The organism is Fodinicurvata halophila (genome assembly GCF_042651425.1).
GTDB classification, from domain to species: Bacteria; Pseudomonadota; Alphaproteobacteria; order Kiloniellales; family DSM-21159; genus Fodinicurvata; species Fodinicurvata halophila.
This window is the reverse complement of sequence record NZ_JBHSCW010000016.1, coordinates 1-19,395: the sequence shown is the minus strand read 5'-3', so window position 1 is coordinate 19,395 and position 19,395 is coordinate 1. Positions and strand designations below refer to the sequence as shown.

Below are 19,395 nucleotides of genomic sequence, written 5' to 3'. Positions count from 1 at the left end.
CAACTACTTCGCTGCGCCAAGATTTACGAATATCGAAGTCATGTCCTCGATGTCCTCCAGCCGCCAAAGTTCTTCCAGTAGGTTGCCCGCACGAGCACTCCCCAGAACAGGGCCGACAAGATCGAGGAACTTTACCGCAATCTCGTTGTCATCGAGCGGATAGCGCGGATCACCACGAGCCTCACCCCTCTCCTCACTCCAACTGCCTTTCGAGCTGTGCAGTGTCACTCGTGCCGGCCGTTCCGCGGGATAGCGCGCATCCATTTCATCTGTCGCGCGCACATCCACCTTGCGGCAAAGCATAGTCAGTTCGGCATCCGTTCTATGGACCTCTTCAAAAGCCCTCACCCCAAGTGTCTCGAACTTGATGGCCGCAGCCAGGACATAGGGGAAACTCAACTGGGCCTCAGCCAAGCTGTTCCAGGGCACTTTGCCGTGATCCGCAGCTATGGAATAGGTTTCCACCTCAATCGCTTCGATCTCGTGACTCTGCACCGCATGTTGTTCGCAAAGTGCGCGCAAAGCATCTACGGCGGGATGGATATGACGACAACAGGCATAGGGCTTGATGTAGCAATCGGTAATCGGGGGCTTCTGCGGAAAGGATACACTCACCAAGTCCGAAGCTGTTATCCCGGCAAGCGCCTGGAAAAACCCATCCGAGCACTCCAGGACTGCTGATGGGCCTTCACAGCCTTCCTCCGCCAACAAAGCTGCCAGCAACCCGTCACGTGCTGCCTGACCGGGATGCAGGCGCTTCACGTCTGCTCCCCCACCCTTGAATGCAAAGAGCCCAGACGCTGAACTCGCCGCAATACCCAATGCGAAAAGACGTTTTGTGCGATCCAGTTTTAGTAACGAAGTGGCCGCCATGGCCGCGCCGAGAGGGCCAACTGCAGCGGTGGGATGAAATCCCTGACGGCGCAGCTTCGGATGCGCCAGCGCAGCGATGACTGCCATGCTGTGATAGCCCGCCACTATCCCGCTCAGAAGGACGTGGCCACTGGACTTTCGTCCCACGGCAAGAGGCAGTATGGACGGAACCACGACTGTTCCCGGATGCACTGAGCCCTGGCGATAGCCATCGTCGGTTTCCGTTCCGTGTGCAGCCACACCGGATAGATAGGCCGCATCCAACAGGCCAAAGCTTCCGCCCAGCCCTGGAACACGAAATGGCCCCGGCCCCTGCACCTTGGTAATAACGGAAGCGGCACGTCTCGTAACTTCCTGGGGCGTGCCCGCAATGATAGCCCCCAGTGTATCAACGAAGTGGCGCTTTGCGTAATGCAACATTTCGCCATCCAGCGCCTCTTCCCGAAGCAAAACGTCAACCAGACGTGCCGTCAGACCTTCTGAGTCAACCTTTTCGAGTGTGTCTGTCATGGCTCACCCCGCAATCCCATCCTCCACGGACCCAATTATGTGTCGCGCTCCTCGATCAGTCGGATCATGGCCGGGTAATAATTCTTTGCGTAACCGGCCTCACTTGTACGAACCAGTAGCTCGTGCGTAGCTTTGGCCTGGCGAGCATCCACTCCGCCTTCTTCAGCTAGTCCTAGTGCAAGCCGAATGTCCTTCAGGGCATAATCCGTCGGAAAGGCCTGTTCGGGAAACTCGTCCGGCACCAAGGCCTTCATACCTGGATTCCTCAGTGCAAAGCTGTCCGCGGAGCCCATGGACATCGCCTCGAACAGCATCGCCGGGTCGACACCATTGGCCCGCCCGATAGCCAAGGCCTCAGCCAAGGCGTGCACATTCATGAAGACGATCATGTTGTTCAGCGCCTTCACGACCTGACCAGCCCCGATATCTCCGCAATGAATGATATCCGTGCCCATGCAACTCAAATACGGACGCACTGCCTCCAGGATCTTGCCATCACCGCCGACCATAATGGCCAGGGTGCCGTCGTGTGCAGCCTTCCTCATACGTGCTACGGGCGCATCAATGAAGGAAATACCCTTTTCCTTGAGACCCTTTTCAAGATTGCGCGCCAAGCTTGCAGGACAGGTGCTCAAATCGACAATGGTTTGCAAACGCCCTGGCTCGGCAAGCAGGCCTTCCGCCCCCAGGCACACTTCCTCCACCTGCTTTCCACTCGGCAACGAGAGGAAGACCACATCGCACTCGGCCGCAATCCTTTTCAGGTTGTCGACCGGCTTCAGTCCGAGTTCGGACAGTCTTTGAAGAGGGGCCTCCATCACGTCGAAACCGTGAACTATCTTGCCGGACTTTCGCAGAAGGTTGGCACACATGGGTTCTCCCATGACTCCCAGACCTACAAAACCTAGGGCTTCACTGACGGCCATCGTTATCCTCCTGCACTTTAATTCTTTTTGCCCGGCGCTGTCGGGACATGGAAACTGCTGCAGAATGCTCTCCTCCCAGAGGAAGCACAAATTCGCTTGCCTCATACCGTTATAAGTTTTGATCATCCATGATAGGCACCGCTCAGCCTTTGGAAGGGTAGGAACCGATATAACGAGACCCAGGACGCAGCATGCGGCCCGTCAATTGCTGTTCGCGGGCATGAGCCATCCAACCGGCCGTTCGTGACGCAGCAAACAAGGGGGTGAAGCCCTGCCTTGGCACCCCGATCGCATCAAGAAGCAGCGCTGCATAGTATTCGACGTTGGTCTGGATGACGTGCCCGGCTTTTCGTTCTGCCATCAGCCGTATCGCTGTCGTTTCCACCTGCTCCGCAAGCGGCAGACGGGCCCTGCAGGCTTCGGGCAGTTTCCACAGAGACGCCTTGAAAAGCGCGGCGCGAGGATCAGGAACCCGGTAGGCGCGGGAACCAAACCCCATGAGCCTATCCCCGCGGTCCAGTGCAGCCGTCAGCCAGGGAACGATGCCTTCTCCCGAACCGATTTCGTCCAGCATATCAAGTACCAATCCAGGTGCTCCGCCGTGCAAGGGGCCCTGAAGCACGGAAAGTGCAGCAATAGCAGCCGCCACGTATCCGGCCCTGGTCGAGGCAGCTACCCTAGCCGCCAGCGTGGACGCACTGATGCCGTGATCGATCATGGCGATCAGGTAGGTTTCCAGTGCTGCGATACTTTGCTGATCACTCTCGGCACCCCGGATCATCATCAGAAGATCGTCCGCGTGACTACGTGATGGATCCGGCTCACAGTTCGATATGTTCTCCTGCATGGCCAGGACCGCGGAAACACCTGCTGCCGCAAGGATTAATACTGGGTCCGTCGAAGTCTCGGAGAGTGAAGACAACAGGAATCTCTGCCGCTCGACAGGCCTCATCCCCTTCAGGTGATCCTGGAGTGGACGGAACTGCTGCCAGACCTGCATCCGTGCCTGGCCCAGGCTTGCCATCGATAACTCTGCTGAGAGGACATCCTGCCAGAGAGTAATGACACTCTCTTCGAAGGAATTCTCTTGTACGAGGCTCTCGAGAGAATACCCACGAATGAGCAACTGGCCGCTTTCCGGGTCGCTATGACTCAGGACAGTTTCGGCTGCGATGGCTCGATCCAGCCCGATGGGATCGTCTTGCTTGCTCATCACATTGCACTTGAACCAGAAGGACCAGTCAGAGCCGTTCCAGCACCATAGCCACGCCCTGTCCGACACCAACGCACATTGTGCAGAGCGCATAACGGCCCTTTCGGAGCGTCAGTTCGTGACTGGCGGTCGTTACCAGTCGCGCGCCAGACATTCCCAGCGGATGCCCCAGCGCAATTGCACCACCGTTAGGATTAACGTGCTTCGCGTCATCAGGAAGCCCGAGTTCCCGCAGGCAGGCAAGCGCCTGCGCGGCGAAGGCCTCGTTGACCTCTATCACATCCATGTCCTGGATGGTCAGCCCCAGACGCGCCAACAGTCGCTGGGAAGCGCCCACGGGTCCAATGCCCATCAATCGCGGTTCAACGCCGACAGACTGGAAGCCGAGGATGCGTGCCAGTGGCCGCAAGCCGGCCCGTGCCGCGTTTTCCTCGTCGGCCACGATCATGGCACAGGCGCCATCATTGATTCCTGAGGCATTACCGGCAGTGACCGTACCATTCTGCCGAAAGGGAGTAGGCAACTTGGCCAGGCGCTCCAGACTGGTATCCGCACGCGGGTGCTCATCCTGTGCCACCTCTGTTACCGCTCCCTTGCGCCCTTCGATCTGCACCGGAATGATCTCCCGGTCAAATCGACCTGAATCACGCGCGCCAACGGCACGCTGCTGGGAACGCAAGGCATAGAGATCCTGGTCCTCGCGCGAGATGCTCCAGGTCGCGGCCACATTTTCCGCCGTTTCGGGCATGGACTCGGTTCCGTAGGCCTCATCCATTCTAGGATTGATGAAGCGCCAGCCCATGGTGGTGTCTTCCAGCGCCATCGTACGAGAGAAGCCAAGCTCCGCCTTGCCCATCACAAAAGGCGCCCGCGACATGCTCTCGACACCTCCAGCCACGAACATGCTGCCATCGCCCGCACGAATGGCACGCGCAGCGGAACCAATCGCTTCAAGCCCGGAGCCGCAGAGACGATTAACGGTGCTGCCAGACACCGAAACGGGGTAGCCCGCCAGCAGCAGGGCCATACGCGCTACATTCCGATTGTCTTCACCGGCTTGGTTGGCACAGCCAAGAATAACGTCGTCCAGGTGCTCGGGATCCAGATCCCTGTTGCGTTCCAACAGAACCTTGAGGGGGTGGGCCGCCAAATCATCCGCCCTGACCACGGAGAGGACGCCAGCATAGCGACCTATAGCAGTGCGCAAGGGATCACAAACCAGAGCTTCGGACATCACGCTGACCTTTCAAACACGCAGCAGAACTGTAGTTGAGCAAAAGACATTGCCTATCTCTCGAAGAGCGATGCCGGATCAGCGGCCCTGAAGCCGTGTTCCGAAAGACGGGCCAGTTCCTCGAACTCTCTAGCAAGATCTTCCGGTTCCTTTTGGCGCGCCTGAAAGACCGGCCCTCCTTTCCACTTTGGAAAGCCGTAGCCATTGACCAGGACCAGGTCCACGTCCGCAGGCCGGTCAGCCACACCTTCAGCCAGAAGCAAAGCAGCCTCGTTGGCCATGGCCAACAGTGCCCGCCTCTGGATTTCTTCCTCGTTAAAGTTGTGGCGTGTATAGCCCTTGCGTTCGGATTCCGAACGGATGATCTCGGCCACCTCTGGATCCGGCTTACCCTTCTTTGGATCTTCGCGGTAGTCGTAGTAGCCAGCACCGCTCTTGCGCCCGAAGCGCCCCATCTCGCAAAGGATGTCCGGGATGCTCACGTATCGGGCATCCGGATCGCGTTGAGCGGCACGCTGCTTGCGCATCTGCCAAGCAATATCCAATCCGGACATGTCGCCCACGGCGAAGGGACCCATGGCAAATCCGTAAGCTTCCAGTGCCTGATCGATCTCTTCAGGAAAGGCACCTTCCTCCAGCATATACTCGCACTGTGCACGATAGGCCGCGTAGATACGATTACCTATGAATCCGAAGGAGTCCTGGACCAGAACAGGCAGCTTCTTAAGCTTGCGGCCAAATGCCATACCAGTAGCCAAGGCCTCCAAGCCTGTGTGTTGGGCCTGGACAACCTCCAACAATCGCATGATCTGGGCCGGGCTGAAGAAATGCAGCCCCAACACGGACTCGGGTCGGCGCGTTACCTCGGCAATCCTGCTCACTTCCAGGTAGGAGGTATTGGTTGCCAAGATCGCGTTCGGGTGAGCCACCTGATCCAGAGCACGGAAGACCTTCTGCTTGACCTCCAGGTCCTCAAAGACAGCCTCGATGAAAAGATCTGTAGTGCCCAGAACCTCGTAATCCGTGGCTATGGAAAGGCGATTCAAGCAGGCTGAAACCTCCTCCTGACTAAGCTTGCCGCGAGCAATACTGCCCTCATAATGCTCTCGCAATCTTTCCCGACCACGTTCCAACGCCTGGGAATCCATATCCAACAGCGTTACGGGAAACCCGGCATTGAGTGCGGCCACTGCAATTCCCACCCCCATCGTGCCCGAACCGATCACCGCGACACTTTCGATATTGTGCGGTTCAACCTCCTTGAGGCTTGCCGGCTTGGTAGCCTGGCGCTCAGCAAAGAAATGATGGCGCAAAGCAAAGGCCTCCTCGGACACACGTAGACGCTGAAAGACCTCTCTTTCAGTTGTCAAAGCCTCCAAAGGGGTGACTTCGGTGGCCAGACGTATGACGCGAATGGCCTCGAGAACAGGCGGGCGCTCACGACCGGCCTTGCGCGCTTTCTCTTCTGCCGCCTTGATCGTCGCTTCTGGTTCACGCGGCACCGAACGCTGAATCACAGGCTTCTTCTGCCCGGCAAGTGAACTGGCGTAGGCGATGGCTCCAGCCTTGAGATCCATATCGAAGGTGGCATCGATCAGCCCGAGCATGGAGGCTTCCGGTGCCGAAACTCTGCGTCCCGTACAAATCAGCTCGATGGCCTTGGACAAACCGACAAGACGTGGCAGACGCTGCGTACCCCCTGCGCCCGGAATAATCCCAAGCGTAACCTCCGGCAATCCGACCACTGCATCCTCGGCCGCCACGCGAGCATCACACCCTAACGCCAGCTCGAAGCCACCGCCCAAGGCGGCACCATGAATAGCCGCAACAAAAGGTTTGGGAGAAACCTCAACCGCCTGGATTACAGTCGGCAATTGAGGATCTTCCAGCGGCTGTCCGAATTCTCTCAGATCCGAGCCGGCAATGAAGGTTGTACCCTCACCTATCAGAACAGCCCCCGTTACCTCGGTGTTTTCCGTGACAGCCTGTACTGCATCCAGCAATCCACGGCGCACCTCGAGAGATCCGGCATTGATGGGAGGATTGTCTATGGCAATCACGGCAATGGATCCCGCGCGTTCCATCCTGACCTGTGGCCCGAACGACCGCGCCTCAGATGCTGTCATTGTCATACTTCCTGTCTTACCGCTTCTGAAAAGGGAGTCGGATTCTGGTCGGATACGTAACTTGATCTCACCCAAATTGGCTTGTGGGAGCAACTTCGGATAAATCATTCTGCCATGCGGAGGGGTCATAGCCGACAATACCCCCTCCTTGGAGGCGAACTTCAAATTGGGCTCAACCGATTATCGATCAGCGGCCAAGGCCGGGGGCAACAGCTAAGCTAACGAAAAGATGGGAAGATACTGCTCGCCGTACGAGCCATCGGCACAGCCAGTCATCAGAGCGCTTGCCAGGACGCTTCCAACGTGAAAGTTAGAGAGCTGCTCACCGTACGGCTTCTTTGTCCATTCCCACTTTGTCATAGGTTCAATAGCGCCCGTCATCGGTTTTCGAAGGCGAGGCTTTCCGAGGAGTTTGCCCATGACCGTAACCTGCAAGGCAGCCGTACTACGCAGTATTGGCCTTCCGGAGCCCTATGCAGAAAGCCGCCCGCTTGCAATCGAGGAGATCACTCTGGATCCACCTGGCCCAACTGAGGTGCTGGTGAAAGTAATGGGGGCCGGCCTTTGCCACTCCGATCTTTCCGTGATCAATGGCAAGCGCGGGCGGGATGTCCCAATGGTCATGGGGCATGAAGGCGCCGGTGAGGTTGTTGAGGTCGGCTCAGCTGTGACTGACATTGGAACCGGCGACCATGTAGCCTTCCAGTTCTCGGTTTCATGCGGACGTTGCCGTTCCTGCCTCAGTGGGCGCCCCAATATTTGTGATGCCGCTCCGGCTGCGCGCTCCAAGGGTGAGCTGATCTCGGGTGGACGTCGCATCCGCGATGCGGAAGGCAATCGACTGCGCCACCAAGCTGGTGTTTCCTGTTTTGCGGAATACGCTGTAGTCCATCGCGGGTCCGTCGTGGTCATTGATGATGATCTGCCGATGACTGAAGCAGCAGTTTTCGGTTGCGCAGTCATGACCGGTGTCGGTGCCGTGATTAACACGGCACGCGTCTCCCCCGGAGAAAGTGTCGCAATCTTCGGTCTGGGGGGCGTCGGTCTAAGTGGTGTCATGGGAGCGAAGGTCTCTGGGGCCGAGACCATCATCGCGGTCGACCTCGAAGCCACCAAGCTGGAACGGGCCAGAATTCTCGGTGCCACGCACTGCTTTGACGCCCGCGACCCTGAACTGGTGGAGAAGATCAAGGAATTGACCAGTGGAGGCGTTGACCACGCCATCGAGCTTGCCGGAGCGGTCCCGGCCATGAAATCAGCCTATGCAGTCACCGCCCGGGGCGGACGCGTGGTCACGGCTGGACTTTCGCCGATCGGTGCCGAATTCGCTTTCGAACATGGAGAACTGGTATCAAACGAGAAGTCCATCTGTGGCAGCTACATGGGCTCCTGCGTCCCGGTGCGCGATATTCCCCGTTTCATAAAGCTATACCGTAGTGGTGCCTTGCCAGTTGACCAGTTACTCGATGGCGTAATCGGTCTTGAGGATATCAATGAAGGGTTTGATCGCCTGGCTTCCGGACACGCTCTTAGACAAATCCTTGCCCCTAACGGATAAACGGCTGAGTCGCCCGAAAGCCATAACAATTCGTAATGGCCATAAAAGTACACGGCAGAGGCGTGTTTCGCCTGAATGGGCCAGAATGTGGCTAAGCTTAGAAAAATAAGAAAATCCGGGAGGAGGATGTATGGCTGCCACTCGGCCGCTTCTGTTTACGCCGCTGGAAATCCGCGGAGTCACACTTCGAAATCGCATTGCTGTTTCTCCCATGGCAATGTACTGCGCCGAGAACGGCTATCCGATCCCCTTCCATCTTGTTCACTATGGCAAGTTCGGTATGGGAGGTGCCGGCCTAGTCTTTGTCGAGGAAACTGCCGTTACCCGGACTGGGCGTATCACCAATGGCTGCCTGGGCCTTTGGGAGGACGCACAGACCGAAGCCATTGCCCCGATCGCCGAATTCCTGAAATCCCAAGGTTCCGTCCCGGCAATCCAGATCGCCCACGGCGGACGCAAGGCCAGCACCCAGCGGGCATGGGAGGGAAATGGCCCCCTAACGAGCGAGAATCTCGCGAACGGGGACGAAAGCTGGCAACCCCTTGCACCATCTGCCACCCCCTTTGCCGAGAACTGGGCCATGCCTCGCGCGCTTGATCGACGGGACATGGACGAGATCCGGGATGCTTTCGTGGCCACGACTCAACGTGCCCTGAAAGCTGGTTTCCAGGTCATAGAAATTCACATGGCTCACGGCTACTTGCTACAAAGCTTTCTTTCGCCGCTTGCCAATAAGCGAACCGATGAATATGGCGGCAGCTTGGAGAACCGCTTGCGCTTTCCTCTCGAGGTTGCCAAGGCCGTACGCGCTTCCCTCCCTGACGACGTTCCTCTGTTCACTCGCATTTCCTCTGTCGACTGGATCGAAGGGGGTTGGGAATTGGAAGACAGTGTGGCCCTAGCGAAAGCCCTCAAGAGTGCCGGTGTGGATCTCGTCGATTGTTCCTCCGGAGGCAACTTGGTCAAGGGCGCAACGAACTCGAATCTGACACGTTCACCCGGCTATCAGGCACCGTTTGCCCGTCGGATACGCGAAGAGGCCAAACTGATGAGTCAGGCCGTTGGTCTGATCCGGACGCCGAAGATGGCGGAAGAGCTGCTGCAGGATGAATTTTCCGACATCATCGCCCTGGGGCGCCAGATGCTCTACGACCCCTTCTGGCCGCGCCATGCCGCCGAAGAGTTCGGTCTGACGGGTGCATTCGAGGATTGGCCCACACCATACGCCTGGTGGCTGGAGAAATGGGCCAAGGGCCTGCGTTCCATGGGCGAACAGCCGGAGATACGATGAAAACCCTACAGATCGGCGAGCTCAGGATCGATGTTCTGTCGGAGACTGAACATTGCTACATGCCAGTGTCTTTCCTGTTCAACGATCTGACACGCGAAGACATGGCGCGCAACTCTGATTGGCTCGACAGCGCCTTCCTGGATCCCAGCGGTTGGCAGATTGGCATCGCCTTCCAAGCCTACGTGATCCGCACCGGGGGGCTGACGATCCTAGTGGACAGCTGCAACGGCAATCACAAGCAGCGCCCGACGGCTCTCTGGCAGGACAACCTGCGTTCGACGGCCTTCCTGGAAAATCTTTCGGGCCTTGGCCTTCAGCCTGAGGACATCGACATCGTTCTCTGCACGCACCTCCACTGCGATCACGTTGGCTGGAACACGCGTCTCGAAAACGGCCGCTGGATTCCGACCTTCCCCAATGCGCGTCACATCTTCAATCGCGATGAGTACGACCACTACTTTTCGCGCTATGAGAAAGAGGGAAGCAGCGTGAATCACGGTGCCTTCGCAGACAGTGTGCTACCTGTCGTCGAGGCCGGCATGGCCGATTTCGTGGCGAAGGATCACACTGTTCTTTCTGGTACAGGTGGAGAAGTGTCGCTGTCACCTTCGCCAGGACACTCCTACGGCCATGTCTGCATCCATGCCAGGGCTGACAACGAAGAAGCATTGGTTGTTGGCGACGCACTGCATCACCCCATTCAACTCGATATGCCAAAACTGAGAATGCGCGCGGACCTCAATCCCGAGCAGGCCATCGAAACTCGGAGCCGCTTGATGGCGCATTGCGCCGACCAGGGTGCATGGCTATTGGCGGGTCATATCCCACATCACTCTATCGCACAGTTGGTACGGTACGAAGACCGTTTCCGACTGGCCCATCAGAACTAAGGAAAGGGGCTACTTTGGCTGCTGTACGCTCCTGCCCGCAGTACGCACCCTTACTGGCTCTGGTTCTGGGAGGTGTGCGTGATAGCTATTGAGCACCTACTGGAACGCCTGTCACGTCTACTGACCCTTGCGGCCTCGCTTTGTCTTGTCGCCATGATGATCCAGGTCTGTGCCGACGTAATCGCCTACAACCTTCTGCGCGCGCCCATTCCCGGGACGGCCGAGATCGTGGCTTACTACTACATGGTCGGAGCTTGTTTCCTACCGCTGCCTCTGGCGGAACTGCGCAATTCAAACATCCATGTGGACCTTTTTTACAACATGGCCAGTTGGCTGGGCCGGCGAAGCATGCTGCTTCTTGCCTACACAGCCCAGATCGCCTTCTTCTCAATACTCGCCTATCAAAGCGGCATCGATGCTCTCGAAGCTATAGCTAAGGGCGAAGTGGTCTTCGGCCGTATTGCCGTTCCGATCTGGCCAGGCCGCTTCTTCCTGCCGTTCGGGTTTGGATTGGCTGCAGTCGTAAGCCTGCTTTTGCTGACCAAGATATGCCTGCAGCGTGACTGGGAGCCCGGCATGGAAGACAATGAAGGTGACTCGCCAATCTCCAAGGAGACCCGGTAATGGATCGCCTTGAAATTGGCCTGCTTGGAATTGTCGTCTCCCTCTTCTTAATTGCTTTGCGCATTCCCGTTGGAGTTGTTCTTGGTATCGTTGCTTTTGTCGGCATTTCCTCGATTACAAGTCTAAAGGCGGCTTGGGGTATTCTGACCGCAATTCCGCACAATTTCGTTGCTCAGTGGACTCTGAGTGCAATCCCAATGTTCCTCTTGATGGGGTATATTGCGGCCCGGACCGGCCTGACCGTGGGAATCTTTTCCAGTGCGCGGATCCTGTTCGGCAAGGTTCCGGGGGGCTTGGCATCTGCTACAGTCATGGCCTCTTCAATCTTTGCCGCAGCATCGGGGTCCAGCGTAGCAACTGCCGCTGCCTTTTCGCGTATTGCCGTTCCGGAGATGCTCAAGGCCAAGTACGACCCAGGTCTGGCAACAGGTTCCGTTGCTGCCGCCGGCACTCTTGGTTCCCTGATTCCCCCAAGCGTCCTGCTGATTCTCTACGGGATCTTCACAGAGACCTCCATCGGTGCTCTCTTCTTAGCTGGCGTCATTCCGGGCGTACTCTCGGCCGCGATCTATATATCCATGATCATGGTGCGTTCCTACAGAACGCCAGAAATCGCCCCACCCGATCTGACAACCTATTCCGCCGAAGAGAAGAAAGCAGCTTTTCGTGATATTTGGCCCTTGCCAACCCTGATCCTGGGTGTGCTTGGCGGTATTCTGCTGGGCGTTTTCTCCCCAACCGAAGCCGGAGCCATCGGTGCCGCTGCCGCCACAATTATTGCTTTGATGCGCGGGGCGTTGACCAAGGATGCCCTTTCCCAGGCCCTGACGGACACCGCGATTGGAACGGCCACCATCTTCGTGATCGCCATATCCGCTTCGATGTTTGCCTCCTTCATGGGGCTTTCGACCGTCCCAACGCAGTTTGCAGGACAGATCCTTTCCGTTGTGGAGAGCCCGATCGCCATCATCATCGCGCTTTCGATCATCTTTATTGTCCTGGGCATGTTCCTGGATGGAATATCCCTACTGCTTCTGACCACGCCTATCATGCTGCCGATACTGAAATCGGCCGGAATTGACATGGTCTGGTTTGGGATCATTGCCATCAAGCTGATCGAGATCGGCCTGATCACGCCACCCGTCGGTATCAACATCTACGTCATAAAGAGCGTGATGGGGCGTGCCGTACCATTGGGCGCCATTTTCCGCGGTGCCTTCTGGTTCATTGCCATGGACATTCTGACCTTGGGAATCCTGATTGCCTTTCCCGTGGTCACCCTCTTTCTGCCGGGCCTAATGAGATAAAGCCGGTGGGGAGCCCGTCGTTAACAGAGGAGGATAGACGACATGAGAAGATATATCGCCCTTACGACTGCCGCTGCATGTATGAGTTTTTCCATCCCCGCAGCGGCCGAAACCTATTCGGCCGCTGCTTCCTGGGTAGAAACACATGGGATCACAGTCAACAAACTGCGAAATTACGCAGAATACGTCTCAGAGGACACTGACGGAAACATTGAGTTTGAGGTTTTTTCCGGTGGCTCGCTTGCCCCAGCTGCCAGCATGGCCTCGGCACTTAGGGATGAGGTCGCCATGTACGGGCATATTACCTCAGCCTACATGCCGGCCGACTTACCGCTCGACAATGTTTTGAACGATTTGGTCTTTATCGCCGATGATCCGATGGCAGCCGCTTTCGCTTCGACGGAGGTTAAGCTAAACAGCGATGCCCTTCAGCAGGAGTACGCCGATTACAACCTGGTCTTCGGCACCGGCTATTCCATGACCACTTATTACTTGATCTGCAATACGCCTATCAGTTCCGTCGAGGACTTGGAGGGCAAACGTATTCGCACGGGCTCCAGCTCACAGATCAAGTGGGCCGAACACGTGAACGCCATTTCGGTCAGCGTTCCTGCTACAGAAATTTACACTGGGCTCGAACGTGGCACCATTGACTGCTCTACAGGAGATGCGAGCTTCCTGACCTCCAGCTTCCAGCTCCAGGACGTTGCCAAGCACACCACCCTGGTCTCCCTTGGCACCCACAATTCCGGGGGTGAGTTTTTCAACGGCGATTTCTGGCAAGCCCGGACACCAGAAGAGCGCCGTATCTTGCTCGATAATCTGGCCCGCGCGGAAGCAGAGCTTCAGGTCGACTGGGCGCGCCAAGCCGAAACTGCCTTGGAGGAAGCCAAGTCCAATGGCGTCGAACTGATCGAACCCTCTGAGGATCTCAAGCAATCCATGGAGGAATTTACGGAACAGTTCCTCGAGAACCTGCCTGAAACCTCTATGGAGGAACGCGGTGTTTCGGATCCCTCGGAACTTATCGATGCATACATTGAGGCGGAAGCACGCTGGAAGGACCTCCTGTCCGATGTCGATCGCACCGATAGCGAAGCCCTGACGGAACTCCTGATCAACGAGATTTACGCGGATATTGATGTCGAGACTTACGGCGTCAACTGAGCTTATGGGAGGGCGATCTATGGAAGGACGCCCTCCCTTTTGTCTTCCGATAGGTACGCCGTCGAACATACTCCATGATCCATTTCAAGCGGCTCCGGCTGCAGATTCGTTTTTGAATAATTGAACGTCTTTAATAGACAGAGGACTGAGCCCATGCCCACACGCAGCGAGGCAATCGCACAATATCCCGAGATCGGCCAACTCATTGGCGGCCAGTTTGAAGTCGGAAATGGTCGAAGCGAGGCCGATGTACTCGATCCCACCACCGGAGAGGCGCTGGGCCAATATCCGATTGCCACCGAAGAGGATATCTCGCGTAGCCTTAAAGCAGCCGAAGAAGGCTTCCATATCTGGCGCAAAACCTCAGCATTTGAACGCGCCAAAGTGCTCCGCAAAGTGGCGGACACCATGCGCGTTCGAAAAGAAGATCTGGCCCGTCTCGTGGTGCTGGAGCTTGGGAAGCCCTGGAAGGAGGCCCTTGCCGAAGTTGAGCAGGCAGCGGGTATGTGGGAATGGGCAGCCGAGGAAGGTCGTCGTGCCTATGGCCGCATCATTCCCTCACGCGAACAAGACGGGCGCCAGTTGGTCCTGCGCGAGCCCATCGGACCTATAGCAGCCTTCGGATCCTGGAATGCGCCTCTGATCACGCCATCTCGCAAGATGGCCGGCGCTATGGGTGCCGGCTGCTCCATAATCATGAAAGCTTCTGAAGAGGTGCCTAACTGTGCACTTGCCATCGGCAAGATTGCCTATGAATGCGGGCTACCTGAGGGAGTGCTGTCGATTCTGGTTGGCGATGCGGTCATGATTTCCGAAAGACTGCTTGATAGTCCGATCACCCAAGGCGTCACTTTCACCGGTTCGACGCGGGTCGGTAAGCTCCTCTCAGAGCGGGCCGTCCGGCAAATGAAGCGCCCAATCATGGAGCTTGGCGGTCATGCTCCGGTCCTCGTGTTCGACGATGTGGACGTCGAGGCCACCGCAAAGGCCGCCGCAACCGCTAAGTTCCGCAACTCCGGCCAGGTTTGCATCTCACCAACCCGCTTCTTCGTTCAGCGAGGTGTATACGAGGATTTCACCCAAGCCTTAGCGGAGGCGGCAGATCGTCTGGTGCTAGGTTGCGGTTTCGAAGACGCCACGACCATGGGGCCGCTGATCGACAGCCGACGCGTGAATGCCATCTCCGAACTGGTGGAGGATGCCCGTGAGCGGGGGCTAAGAATTCCAGCAGGTGGAAAGGCAGCTCAACGTGAAGGTTATTTCTATGAACCCACAGTGATTGCCGACGCAACGACCGATGCCAAGGTCTCCAACATTGAACCCTTTGGGCCGATCGCTGTGACCTCTCCTTTCGACAGCTACGAGGATGCCATCATCCTAGCCAACCGTTTGCCTGTTGCCTTGGCCTCTTATGTGCATTCCGAGAATGTCCATACCGTGAACCGCGCGATCGACGACATCCAGGCGGGCAACGTCATCTGTAACGCTTGGCGGGTTTCCCTGCCAGAGACACCGTTTGGCGGACATAAGGACAGCGGGTTTGCATCCGAAGGCGGTATCGAAGGACTACAAGCCTTTCAGAACGTTAAGTATGCCTACATGAGGTAAAACTTGCTGTTCTACCCGCTGCTACGCCCTTTCCTGAAGAATTCCGGCTTCTCTCCGGAAAGCTCGAGCAACCAGTCAATAAAACGACGGGTCTTGGTCGAAACCGAAGTCATGGTCGGCCAGATCACGTAGAAGGCCGAGCGCGTCGTAACAGGGCGCATGAAGGGACGCACGAGTTCGCCTGTCTCCAGTTCGGGCTGCAGCAAGGCCAGTTGCCCGATGGCCAACCCGAACCCTTGCTTGGTTGCACTGTAGACCAGAAGGGAAGAATCAAACTCCATGCCCTCGCGGTGATTGATTTCAACACCGGCTTCTGCAGCCCAGATCTCCCATTCACGCCGCCGGTACTTGGCATGAAGCAATTCAGCAGCATCCAGGCTCTCGGATGTTCTGAACCAGTCGAAGCGTTCCGCATAATCTGGGCTGCAGACTACGTCCACTTCTTCCTCGAATAGTCTACGGCATTTAGCGTCCCGCCAGGTACCGTGCCCAAGTTGCAGGGCCGCATCGAGGTGCGTCCCCCTGAAGTCCAGCGGCTCCACGACGGTATCCAGGCGTACCCGGTATTCGGGGTAACGCTCCGTGAATTCCGTCAGCTTCGGCAAGAGCCAGTGATGAGCAAAGGTCGGATAGATGCGCAGGTTGATAGTGCTTTCGTTCTCATTGGACAGGATGCGCTGAGTTGCCCTGTCTAGGTCATCGAACAAACCGGCGATCTCGTGTCCGAAAGAACGTCCTACCTCCGTCAGCTTGACCGAACGCGAACTTCGTTCGAACAGCTTGACGCCCAGATAGTTCTCAAGAAGCGCGATTTGGCGGCTGATCGCTACCTGGGTGATTCCCATGTGCTTGGCTGCCGCCGTAAAGCTGCGATGTCGGGAAGCAATGGCAAAGGCCCGCAAAGGGTTCAACGGTACATTGCGGTACTTTTCATTCATAAGTTTTGATTTTCCCTGTCTGACGAGAAGCGCGGTTTAATGTCAGCACCTTTTCTCTAATCTAGGACTTCCGAGTTAATGGAAGAGACGGCGCAACATGGATTTCAAGTTAACCCAAGAACAGCAGATGTTCTATGACACCGTCCGTAGGTTTGCCCTTAAGGAATTGGCAGAAGGTGCTGCGGAGCGCGCAAATGCAACGGAATTCCCATGGAGCGTGGCCCATAAGTTCTCTGAAATGGGCCTCCTGGGAATCACCGTACCTGAAGAGGACGGCGGGGTTGGTGGGACGCTGATCGATGCTATCCTGGCTATTCGTGCCATCGCCGAAGTCTGCCCGCGCTCGGGCGACGTTGTCCAAGCCGGAAACTTTGGACCGATCCGCACGTTCGCCGAGTATGCAAGCGCCGAACAGAAGGCCCGCTTTCTTCCCGACTTGCTTGGGGGAAAAGCCGTTATCTCCTTGGGTATGACAGAACCCGGGGCAGGATCGGCTTTGACTGAACTGGTTACCTCGGCAACGCCTGACGGAGATGACTACCTGGTCAACGGCACCAAGATCTTTGGCACGCACAGTGCCGAGGCCAACGTCTTCCTGGTGTATGTTCGTTTTGGCCCCGGCGTCAGTGGTATCGGTTCGGTCCTCCTAGAACGGGGTATGCCCGGTTTCGATATCGGACAGCCCTCCGCTTTCATGAATGGTGAAGAATGGGCCCAGCTCTACTTCGACAATGTCCGTGTGCCGAAGGAGAACGTCCTCCTGGGTGCCGGGGGCTTCAAGAAGCAGATCTCGGGCTTCAACGTCGAACGTCTGGGAAATTCCGCCCGTGCGGTCGCCGTTGGTCGTCATGCCTTTAATGTCGCTCGCGAACACGCCCAGATCCGCAAGCAGTTCGGGCGACCACTGTGTGAATTCCAGGGACTGCAGTGGAAGTTTGCGGAGATGGCCATGCGCCTGGAAGCTGCCGAACTCCTACTGATGCGGGCGGCCGTAGACGCCCAAGAGAACCTCCCGTCCGCGCAGGATACGGCTTTGGCCAAGCTGGCCTGCAACGAGGCCGGCCATTTCGCCTCCAATGAGGCGTTGCAGGTCATGGGCGGTATCGGCTTCTCTGAGGAAAGTACCGTGCAATACTGCCTGCGACGAACACGTGGCTGGATGATCGCCGGCGGTTCGACGGAGATACTGAAGAACCGTATTGCAGAGGGTATCTTCGAGCGACGCTTTTCGCAGCGCGCAGAGAAGCAGTTGGCCGCGGAATAGCTCTGACATGGATTTTTCGGAGATTACTGCTCATAACGTGAACAAGTTGTCGGCTGAGGATGGAAGATAAGAGCCACCCGCATCGCCGGAGGTGGGCGTCCAATGATTCGACAGTTTGCCTCCGTGACGGTGCCAGGATATGGAATCCCTGACAGGATCAAGATGTCACGCACAGTTCCGCCGCTAAATCCACTCTACGTGTTCGAGGCTGTAACACGGCTGGGCAGTTTTACGCGTGCGGCAGAAGAACTTAATGTTACGCAATCAGCGGTCAGCCGCCAGATTGCAGCCCTCGAAGGTTATCTGAATGTGCGCCTCTTCCACCGCGAGCGCCATGGCATCACGTTGACCCCGCCGGGAGAGGTTTACAAGCAAGAGATAGGCCCTGCCTTTGCTGCCATTTCCAGTGCGACGGAACGTATCCTCAACGACGAGCGTTCACAGCCGCTTTTCCTCCGGCTCTACCCAACCTTTGCCGTCAAGTGGCTGATCCCGCGTCTCCCCCTTTTCCACGCCGAACATCCGAACATCGAGGTCCGGCTCAACACGACAATTTCCCCGGTTGACTTCACACGCGAAGATCTGGACTTGGCAATCCAACTGACTACCGGGGACATGAAGGGCTGCGAATCCCTGCTGCTGTTTCCAGATGTCATCCAACCGGTCTGTGCGCCTTCGTTACTCAAGCCAGACTCATCGCTGAAAGACCTTGACGACCTGAAGGATCACCGTCTGCTGCATTCCCATTATCGCAAGAGCGATTGGAAGGACTGGCTGACTGCCGTGGACAGGCCGGACCTCCAAAGCGAAGGCATGACCTTTCCAAGCTCGATCCTAACCTATCAAGCAGCCACAGAAGGTCTCGGCATCGCAATCGGGCAGACGAAGCTCCTCGAACAGGACTTTGCTGCCGGAAATCTAGTGCCACTTTTCCAGCCAATCGAACGAGAACTTGGATACTACGCCCTTTGGATAAAGGGCCGGGAACCCGACCTCAAGACGCGTAAGTTCCTCTCCTGGCTAAAACGCCAGATTGCGCAACAGGAAGAGACAAACAAGTAGGTGGGATTTGCTCATTCTGAGCGCTTTTTGTTTGCGGTGAGAATCCTGCGGTGAGATTCCGCCATGTAATAAGCTCGCGGCAGCTTAAGCTTCAGTTTTTCCTGCGAAATCGGCTTCCTGCTTCTAGTTGACATCGTAGGGGTCGCTGGTTCAATCCCAGCCGCGCCCACCATTATTTCGATAAATCAATTATTTAGGCTCTTCCCCATGAACGGGGGATGGGCAGTCATCAAACCCGGTTTATCACACCCTTACAACCGCAGAGGGCGAGAATTCTAATGCGGTAAGCCGCATAAGATACTTTTATGCGCTGTAGAGGTTATTTACTATATACCCGGTATAGCGTATAATTCCTGCATGGCTGAACTCGCGCGCACACCCCGACAGATCGGTACCCTCATCCAGCGCGCCCGTAAAAAACGGGGCTGGACCCAGTCGCAACTGGCCGAGCGCGCCGGGCTGCGCCAGGCCACCATCTCGGTGATCGAGACAGGCGAGACCTCCGCCAGGCTCGAGTCCATCCTGGCCGTCCTGGCCGCACTCGACCTGGAGTTTCGGGTCGATGAGCGCTCCAAGGGACGCGGAGAGGACATCGAGGCGCTGTTCTGATGGGACGACGCCCGGCCTACGCACCGCTGCGCGTATACCTGAACAACCGGCGCGTCGGCACACTGAACCGCGCGACAAGCGGTGCCATCAGCTTCACCTATCATGACGACTGGCTGGCCTGGGACCACGCGCTGCCCGTCTCGCTCTCGCTGCCCCTGCGCGAAACCCCCTATCGCGGCGAGCCGGTCACGGCCG

The 19,395-nt window shown here is 57.1% G+C and carries 17 protein-coding genes; 11 read left to right on the top strand and 6 right to left on the bottom strand.

The genetic code is table 11. The annotated features are described in order from the left end of the window. Window positions 1–3 precede the first annotated feature (3 nt). From ACFOW6_RS17955 to ACFOW6_RS17935, 5 genes are all read right to left on the bottom strand, one after another. Complete coding sequence (locus ACFOW6_RS17955; protein WP_382423807.1) at window positions 4–1,383, bottom strand: MmgE/PrpD family protein; 1,380 nt, start codon at window positions 1,381–1,383, stop codon at window positions 4–6. 35 nt (window positions 1,384–1,418) lie between these two features. Continuing rightward, a complete protein-coding gene (locus ACFOW6_RS17950) occupies window positions 1,419–2,309 on the bottom strand; it encodes an NAD(P)-dependent oxidoreductase (RefSeq protein WP_382423806.1) in 891 nt (296 codons plus the stop codon). A gap of 142 nt (window positions 2,310–2,451) precedes the next feature. Further along, window positions 2,452–3,522, bottom strand: coding sequence for a citrate/2-methylcitrate synthase (locus ACFOW6_RS17945; protein WP_382423805.1), 1,071 nt, complete (start codon window positions 3,520–3,522; stop codon window positions 2,452–2,454). 28 nt (window positions 3,523–3,550) lie between these two features. Beyond that, window positions 3,551–4,756: a 3-oxoadipyl-CoA thiolase gene (pcaF, locus tag ACFOW6_RS17940; RefSeq protein WP_382423804.1), complete on the bottom strand. Its 1,206-nt coding sequence runs from the start codon at window positions 4,754–4,756 to the stop codon at window positions 3,551–3,553. Between the two features lie 53 nt (window positions 4,757–4,809). Continuing rightward, on the bottom strand, window positions 4,810–6,990 hold the full coding sequence (locus ACFOW6_RS17935) for a 3-hydroxyacyl-CoA dehydrogenase NAD-binding domain-containing protein (RefSeq protein WP_382423803.1): 2,181 nt from the start codon (window positions 6,988–6,990) through the stop codon (window positions 4,810–4,812). 310 nt (window positions 6,991–7,300) lie between these two features. On the opposite strand from ACFOW6_RS17935, the gene ACFOW6_RS17930 reads away from it, so the two are divergent. The 7 genes from ACFOW6_RS17930 to ACFOW6_RS17900 all read left to right on the top strand — a co-directional run bounded on the left by ACFOW6_RS17930 (window position 7,301) and on the right by ACFOW6_RS17900 (window position 15,327). Further along, a complete protein-coding gene (locus tag ACFOW6_RS17930) occupies window positions 7,301–8,440 on the top strand; it encodes a zinc-binding dehydrogenase (protein ID WP_382423802.1) in 1,140 nt (379 codons plus the stop codon). A gap of 130 nt (window positions 8,441–8,570) precedes the next feature. Next, complete coding sequence (locus ACFOW6_RS17925) at window positions 8,571–9,731, top strand: NADH:flavin oxidoreductase/NADH oxidase (RefSeq protein ID WP_382423801.1); 1,161 nt, start codon at window positions 8,571–8,573, stop codon at window positions 9,729–9,731. Then, window positions 9,728–10,621 carry an MBL fold metallo-hydrolase gene (locus ACFOW6_RS17920; RefSeq protein WP_382423800.1) on the top strand — a complete coding sequence of 298 codons (894 nt, stop codon included), beginning with the start codon at window positions 9,728–9,730 and terminating at the stop codon, window positions 10,619–10,621. The genes ACFOW6_RS17925 and ACFOW6_RS17920 overlap by 4 nt, the downstream gene beginning before the upstream one ends. A 78-nt stretch (window positions 10,622–10,699) precedes the next feature. After that, entirely contained in the window at window positions 10,700–11,245 is a 546-nt protein-coding gene (locus ACFOW6_RS17915; RefSeq protein ID WP_382423799.1) for a TRAP transporter small permease subunit, read from the top strand. Further along, window positions 11,245–12,552 carry a TRAP transporter large permease gene (locus tag ACFOW6_RS17910; protein WP_382423798.1) on the top strand — a complete coding sequence of 436 codons (1,308 nt, stop codon included), beginning with the start codon at window positions 11,245–11,247 and terminating at the stop codon, window positions 12,550–12,552. The genes ACFOW6_RS17915 and ACFOW6_RS17910 overlap by 1 nt, the downstream gene beginning before the upstream one ends. Before the next feature lie 42 nt (window positions 12,553–12,594). Further along, a complete protein-coding gene (locus ACFOW6_RS17905) occupies window positions 12,595–13,719 on the top strand; it encodes a C4-dicarboxylate TRAP transporter substrate-binding protein (RefSeq protein WP_382423797.1) in 1,125 nt (374 codons plus the stop codon). Window positions 13,720–13,872: 153 nt separating this feature from the next. Beyond that, window positions 13,873–15,327 (top strand): NAD-dependent succinate-semialdehyde dehydrogenase, encoded by a 1,455-nt coding sequence (locus ACFOW6_RS17900; protein WP_382423796.1) that lies wholly within the window; start codon window positions 13,873–13,875, stop codon window positions 15,325–15,327. A gap of 11 nt (window positions 15,328–15,338) precedes the next feature. Here ACFOW6_RS17900 and ACFOW6_RS17895 read toward each other — a convergent pair whose 3' ends face one another. Continuing rightward, window positions 15,339–16,265 (bottom strand): LysR substrate-binding domain-containing protein, encoded by a 927-nt coding sequence (locus ACFOW6_RS17895; protein WP_382423795.1) that lies wholly within the window; start codon window positions 16,263–16,265, stop codon window positions 15,339–15,341. A gap of 97 nt (window positions 16,266–16,362) precedes the next feature. On the opposite strand from ACFOW6_RS17895, the gene ACFOW6_RS17890 reads away from it, so the two are divergent. The 4 genes from ACFOW6_RS17890 to ACFOW6_RS17875 all read left to right on the top strand — a co-directional run. Next, window positions 16,363–17,529: an acyl-CoA dehydrogenase family protein gene (locus ACFOW6_RS17890; protein WP_382423794.1), complete on the top strand. Its 1,167-nt coding sequence runs from the start codon at window positions 16,363–16,365 to the stop codon at window positions 17,527–17,529. Window positions 17,530–17,631: 102 nt separating this feature from the next. Next, window positions 17,632–18,591, top strand: coding sequence for a LysR substrate-binding domain-containing protein (locus ACFOW6_RS17885; protein ID WP_382423793.1), 960 nt, complete (start codon window positions 17,632–17,634; stop codon window positions 18,589–18,591). A 357-nt stretch (window positions 18,592–18,948) separates the two neighbouring features. Then, on the top strand, window positions 18,949–19,200 hold the full coding sequence (locus ACFOW6_RS17880; protein WP_382423792.1) for a helix-turn-helix domain-containing protein: 252 nt from the start codon (window positions 18,949–18,951) through the stop codon (window positions 19,198–19,200). Next, a partial coding sequence (locus ACFOW6_RS17875; protein WP_382423791.1) for a HipA N-terminal domain-containing protein occupies window positions 19,200–19,395 on the top strand: 196 nt, incomplete at its 3' end. The genes ACFOW6_RS17880 and ACFOW6_RS17875, both read left to right, overlap by 1 nt.